The 3,358-nt window shown below is 71.9% G+C and carries 3 protein-coding genes; 2 read left to right on the plus strand and 1 reads right to left on the minus strand.

Annotation, left to right across the window (positions count from 1 at the left end):
* Positions 1-25: 25 nt before the first annotated feature.
* Both ACFTZL_RS43025 and ACFTZL_RS43030 read left to right on the plus strand, forming a co-directional pair.
* Positions 26-1,657, plus strand: a complete 1,632-nt coding sequence (locus ACFTZL_RS43025; protein ID WP_382595509.1) for a glycoside hydrolase family 97 catalytic domain-containing protein — start codon at positions 26-28, stop codon at positions 1,655-1,657.
* Positions 1,658-1,675: 18 nt separating this feature from the next.
* Entirely contained in the window at positions 1,676-2,917 is a 1,242-nt protein-coding gene (locus ACFTZL_RS43030) for a glycoside hydrolase family 88 protein (RefSeq protein WP_382595512.1), read from the plus strand.
* On the opposite strand, the gene ACFTZL_RS43035 is transcribed toward ACFTZL_RS43030, so the two are convergent.
* Positions 2,898-3,358 (minus strand): aldehyde dehydrogenase family protein (locus ACFTZL_RS43035; protein ID WP_382595515.1); only part of this gene is annotated, 461 nt, incomplete at its 5' end. The two genes, ACFTZL_RS43030 and ACFTZL_RS43035, sit on opposite strands and share 20 nt — an antisense overlap.

Raw genomic sequence — 3,358 nt, forward strand, 5'->3', positions numbered from 1 at the left:
CTAACTGGCCGACCTCTCCCAGGACTTGCGCTTCCTGCACCGGAAGAACCGGACGATCGACGAGCGGTACCGCACGAAGTCCGGCAAACGACTGGACCGCCGGGTCCGCATGAACGAGACCCGCCTGTCGTTCGCCACCCCGACGGGCGCCCGGCTCGACCTCGTCGTCCGGGCATCCGCCGACGGCGTCGCCTACCGGTACGTCCTGCCCGCCGCGTCCGGCGATGTGCTCGGCGAGACCTCCGCCTTCCACCTGCCGCCGGACGCGAGCGCGTGGCTGGGCACCTACCGGGCCGACAACGAGGGCCAGTTCGTCCAGTACACGGCCGCCACGGCCCCCTCGGGCGCATACTCGGACCAGGCGCTGTTCGCGACCGACGGCGGCTACACCCTGCTCGCCGAGTCCGACCTCACCGGCGCCTACTCCGGCGCCCGGCTCGCCCACGACCAGGGCACCGGCGCCTACCGCGTCGAGCTCGCCGACGACCGGGTCCGCGCCGACGGCCCCCTCGCCACCCCCTGGCGGGCCATGGTCACCGGCGACCTCGCCACCGTCACCCGCTCCACCTTCACCGACGACCTCGCCCCCGCCTCCAAGGCCGGCGACACCTCCTGGATCAAGCCCGGCACCGCGCTCTGGACCTGGCTCGCCGGCGGCCGCCCGGCCGGGCAGAGCCTCGCCGCGCAGAAGGCCTACGTCGACTACGCCGCCGAACGCGGCTGGCCCTACGAGGCCGTCGACGCGGGCTGGTACTTCAAGGCCGACGCCTGGGACACCACCGACCCGGACTGGCAGACCAACAGCTGGATGCCCGAACTCGTCGACTACGCGCGCGCCAAGGGCGTCGGCATCATCGTCTGGATCCACCAGCGCGACCTCGACACGGCCGAGGAACGCGCCCGGTGGCTGCCCACCCTGGAACGCTGGGGCGTCAAGGGCGTCAAGATCGACTTCATGGACTCGGAGGCACAGTCCACGCTCCGGTGGTACGACGCGATCCTCCCGGAGACCGCCGCCCACCACCTCCTGGTCAACTTCCACGGCTCCACGATCCCCAAGGGCGTCCAGCGCACCTGGCCGCACGTCATGACCCTGGAGGGCGTCGCGGGCGAGGAGAAGCGCACCAACACCGCAGCCCACCTCACCACCCTGCCCTTCACCCGCAACGTCATCGGCTCCATGGACTTCACCCCCGGCGCCTTCCAGCGGGTCGGCCTGCGCCCCAACTCCGACGCGGCCGAGGCAGGTCTCGCCGTCGCCTACGAGTCGGGCCTGCAGATGTTCGCCGGCACCCCCGAGTCGTACGACGCCCGGCCGCTCGCCCGGGACTACTTCGACCAGGTTCCGGCAGCCTGGGACGACACCCGGCTGCTCGCCGGGCGTCCCGGCCAGGAAGCCGTGCTCGCCCGCCGCGGCGGCGACCGCTGGTTCCTGGGCGGGGTGTACGCCGGTGCCGCCCGCAGGGCCGAGGTGCCGCTGACCATCGGCCCGGGTCGCTGGCTGGTCGAGACGATCGAGGACGGCACCGGCGGTCTCGTCCAGAGGCGGCAGGTACTGCGCGGCGGCGACCGGATCGCCGTGGATGTCGTGGCCAACGGGGGCTTCGCCGGAATCGCCTGCGCCTGGCGCCCGGGCCTGACCAGTTGTCACCGCTGAGCGTTCTGGAGGACCAGCATGAGTGTTTCCCGACGTACGGTGCTGGCCACGGCGGCCGGTGCCGTGGCGACAGGCGCCTCCTCGACACCGGCCGGAGCCGTGGCCGCCGGCGCGACCCCGGCACCGACCCTGCGGAAGCTCCGCGCGGCCGCCGACTACGCGGTCGAGAAGCTCCACGCCGTCGCACCGACCGTGACCGCCTTCCCCGTCGGCACGAAGTTCGAGAAGTGGGTCTACTCGCAGAACGGCGACTGGGTCGGCGGATTCTGGCCGGGCACGCTGTGGATGGCATGGCTCTACAGCGAGGACGAGGCTTTCCGCACGCCGGCACTGGCCTCGGCGCGGAAGCTGGCCCCGCGCCAGTACGACACCGGCACCCACGACCTCGGTTTCCTCTTCTACCCGTCCTGGGTCACCGCCTGGCGGCTCACGGGCGACGAAGCCTGGCGGGCGGGCGCCTTGCAGGCGGCCGACTCCTTGATTCAGCGGTACAACCCGCGCGGCCGGTTCATCAGAGCGTGGGGCGCGCTGAACGACGAGAAGAACGCCGGCCGGGTCATCGTCGACACGATGATGAACCTCGACCTGCTGGCGTTCGCGAGCGGCCGGACCGGCGACCCGAAGTACCTGGACATCGCCGTGGAACATGCGAAGACGACCCGGCGGGTCTTCCCGCGCCCGGACGGATCGACCCCGCACGTCTACGACTTCGACCCGACGAGCGGCGCGCCGCTCGGCCCGAACACCGTGCAGGGGTACAGCCCCACGTCGTGCTGGTCGCGCGGGCAGGCGTGGGGGCTGTACGGATTCACCACGATGTACAGGAGGACCGGAGACCGAGACTTCCTGGCCACGGCCCGCAAGCTCGCGGACTTCGCGATCGGAGCACTGACCCCGGACCACGTCCCGGTGTGGGACTACCGGGCTCCGCAACAGCCGCACGACATCAAGGACGCGTCGGCCGGAGCGATCACGGCCTGCGGCCTCCTCGACCTGTCCGCCGCCACCGGCCGACAGGCCTACCGCGAGGTGGCGTTACGGCTGCTCACCGCCCTTTCGGAGACCTGCCTGACGCGGAACTCGGCCCGAGCGGAAGCCGTGGTGGCCCGCTGCACCCGCCACCGCCCGGCCGAGGACGGCATCGAGGTCTCCCTCCCGTACGCCGACTACTACCTGCTGGAGGGCATCCTGCGGGTCCTGCGGCCGCAGGACGTCGACCGGGCGATCGACCTCTCCTCGGTCACAGCATCACGTGCTTGACCTGCGTGTAGTCGAGCAGACCGGTGAGCGAGAGGTCGCTGCCGTACCCGGAATGGCCTACGCCGCCGTGCGGCATCTCCGACACCGTCGTGCCATGGGTGTTGACCCAGACGATGCCGGTCCGCAGTGCGCGGCTCGCCCGCATGGCCCGGTCGTGGTCGCGGGTCCAGACGCTCGCCGCGAGTCCCTGGGGCACGCCGTTGGCCAGGCGGAAGGCCTCGGACTCGTCGGTGAAGGGCTGGACGGTGACGACCGGGCCGAACACCTCGCTCCGTACGATCTCGTCCTCCTGCCGCGCCCCGGCGACCACCGTGGCCTGGTAGAAGTAGCCGGGGCGGGGCAGGGCCGTGCCGCCGGCGACGATCTCGGCGTGGTCCGGAAGGCGGTCCAACAGGCCGCGTACATGGGCTAGTTGGGGGGCATTGGCGAGCGGGCCGAACG

The sequence above is a fragment of the Streptomyces sp. NPDC056948 genome, assembly GCF_042674225.1.
GTDB lineage: Bacteria > Actinomycetota > Actinomycetes > Streptomycetales > Streptomycetaceae > Streptomyces > Streptomyces purpurascens.

Excerpts from the sequence above, each read along its gene's own strand:
- ACFTZL_RS43030 (WP_382595512.1), top strand. The coding sequence starts at position 1,676 with ATGAGTGTTTCCCGACGTACGGTGCTGGCCACGGCGGCCGGTGCCGTG.